Below are 2,601 nucleotides of genomic sequence, written 5' to 3'. Positions count from 1 at the left end.
TAGGTAAGGAGCTGGAGGAGGTACGGGGGAGGACACCTGAGTTTGGCAACATCCTTGCCTGCATAGCAGGCTTCCTTGATAAGAGACAGTACACTGATGAGCTTGGGAATAAGCAGATGCTGGTTCTTGGGGCCGGTGGGGATATTAAAGGCAAGGAAAGGCGGGGGATTGTCATCAACAGGTTTCTTGGTTTCCGAGGTCACGCTATGGCAGATATAAGGAGCTGGCGCTTAAAAAGTATCGGGAGCTGAACCCGTCAGCTAGGATAAGGGGTGGGCTGGGCATCGAGTTCGAGGGGATTGGAAGTTTCAGCGGAGAGCTTCGCCTCATAGCCAGCTCGGGGGTTCTAAGTAGGTTTAAGGAAGTCTGGGAGAGCATCATAAGTGCACTCTAGACTTTTCTTAGCGATTTGATTAAATGAGCGTGCGCGAAATGCTATCTAGGAACATATTTACGTAACAAATCTGTTTATTGATTGGGTGGCACTTAAAATGAACAATGATGTTAGCTTCAAGTTAATTACCGGCATTCCCAATCACACAAATAAATATCGGAACTCGCTTGTCAGTAACCCGGAAGTTTATGAAAAGATTGTGAAAGAGTTGGTGGAGAGGTCTGAAAGTATTAAGGAGATACATTTGGCTCTTTACCTTTTTAATAACAAAGATCTTCTTGAAGAACTGGTAAAAACCACTTCCTCTAGTGCCGAAGTAGTTATCACTTCGCTACCTCCTGCAGGATACACGAAGAAGGATAGGGACATCGCCTTAGAAGTATATAAAAAGGTACTGAACCTCAATTCGCCTAAGCTCGAGTTGCGAGTTTATCCACACATGTACGTGTGGCATGGGATAGAATATGCGGGACGCGGTCCTCCCTACAGTTTCCATATTAAGGCAGGGCTAGTCGTTTACAAAGATGGTGCTTGCAAACAGATACTGACATCCTGTAACTTAGCACATGGCGATCCGCCCCGCTCGGAAACAGCTATAGTTATAGAAGATCCATCCTGCTCCTCACCATACAGCAAAGCATTCAAGAAGTTCTTTGAAAAAGTAGAGCAACTAGCCGTTCCTTGGTCCGCTTATTACAACACAGTGCGCGGACTTGATGAAGGACTCTACAGCGTGTTTGACTTCGCCTTCGTTGGGAGTCTCGGCTTAACTAATTGGAGTGAACCGTTCGTTGATAAGGCGTTCTTTACGGGACCCTTCATCAAAATTGGGGACGTAGGCTCTCCCTGGTATGCCCGGCGAAAAATTGTGGACCTAGTCAGATCTGCTGAGAAGAAACTTCTAGTGGTAGCTCAGCACGTCCACGACATTGACCCATTTGACGAGTACAAGGATACGACTATTATAGGCGCTATTATAGAGAGTAAGAGAGCCAATCCCTCGCTAGAAGTTAAAGTTTTGAAGCAGGTTTCATCGAGGGGGTTAAGCGATAAAAGAAGAGCCGCTTTTGCCGAGTGCCACCTACGTTACGCGGGTGTAGAGCAAAAAGAGAACAGGTATGTTCACGATAAATTCGTAGTGGCTGACGATGTTGTCCTCATTACTACTGCCAACCTCACTTCAACGCAGTTTTCCTGGGGCATACGCCAAATGGAGTTTGAGCCTAAAGGTCGCTATGACTACGATACTGTTAGTGAAGTCGTAAAGAGGGCCGAGGGTTTATTCGGACATACAGGTGTCGAAGTAAGACAAGCGCGGGGTCGTTCGGGATTAAGGGTAAGGGTAATAAAGCGCGATGCTTTTGCGGAAGTAAATGGTTTTGTTATAATTGAAAACGAAGCATTAGCAAACAAATTAGCTGAGCACTTCGAAAGACTTTGGAGCCATAGACTATCTAAACCTGTTGAAATACTCGAAGTGAGGTAACGCCCCGCCTTGTTGCATCCTGGCGTAGGGAAAGCTGATATGGAAAAAATCGCTTTTTTCAAGCAAAAACTACTCGATTGGGCAAAAGCTAATTTAAGGGACTTTCCATGGAGGAAGACTACTGACCGCTACAAGGTTTTGATTACCGAGAAGCTACTTCAGCAGACAGACTTCGGTCACGTCAGGAAGGTGTGGGGGAAGTTCTTTGAAAAGTTCCCTACGGTGGAGGCGCTTGCGAGAGCACCAATAGACGAAATAGCAGCGATCCTAAGACCCCTTGGTCTTTGGAGACAAAGGGCTGAACAACTAAAAGCGCTTGCGGAGGTCGTTCTCACAGAGTACAGCGGAGACATCCCATGTGACTACGAAAAGCTAGTAAGGTTGCCAGGCGTCGGCGACTACGTCGCTAGGGCGACGCTCGTGTTCGCGTGCGGTAAGCCAACATACCTCCTCGATGTCAACACCCGGAAGATAGTAAATAGGTTCTTCTACTACCCGGAGGAGGGGGAAGACAAGGCTATTGCGGTTATACTGAAGCTAGTTACGCCCGAAGACCCCGAAGAGTGCAAGGTCTTCTATTGGGGTCTAATAGACTTCTCTGCGCTTATATGCACGAAGAAGCCTAAGTGCGGGAAGTGCCCTATTAGAGAGAGGTGCTCCTACTACCTACACACGGCTAGGAGCTAGGCTCCACGCCGGCTTCTACTAGGGATCTCAGCAC

Annotated in this window: 2 protein-coding genes and 1 pseudogene; all 3 read left to right on the top strand. The window is 47.4% G+C overall.

Annotation, left to right across the window (positions count from 1 at the left end; all coding sequences use genetic code 11):
- A pseudogene (locus ACP5KC_RS09990) lies at nucleotides 1-251 on the top strand (hypothetical protein); the annotation flags it as partial.
- A 240-nt stretch (nucleotides 252-491) separates the two neighbouring features.
- The gene (locus ACP5KC_RS09985; protein ID WP_428287472.1) at nucleotides 492-1,880 is read left to right on the top strand and encodes a hypothetical protein; all 1,389 of its coding nucleotides are present in this window, start codon (nucleotides 492-494) and stop codon (nucleotides 1,878-1,880) included.
- 39 nt (nucleotides 1,881-1,919) lie between these two features.
- Entirely contained in the window at nucleotides 1,920-2,567 is a 648-nt protein-coding gene (locus tag ACP5KC_RS09980) for an A/G-specific adenine glycosylase (protein ID WP_428287471.1), read from the top strand.
- Nucleotides 2,568-2,601 lie beyond the last annotated feature (34 nt).

The sequence above is a fragment of the Infirmifilum sp. genome, assembly GCF_049970975.1.
GTDB lineage: Archaea > Thermoproteota > Thermoprotei > Thermofilales > Thermofilaceae > Thermofilum > Thermofilum uzonense.
The sequence above is the reverse complement of the archived record's forward strand: the minus strand, read 5'-3'. Positions and strand labels throughout refer to the sequence as shown.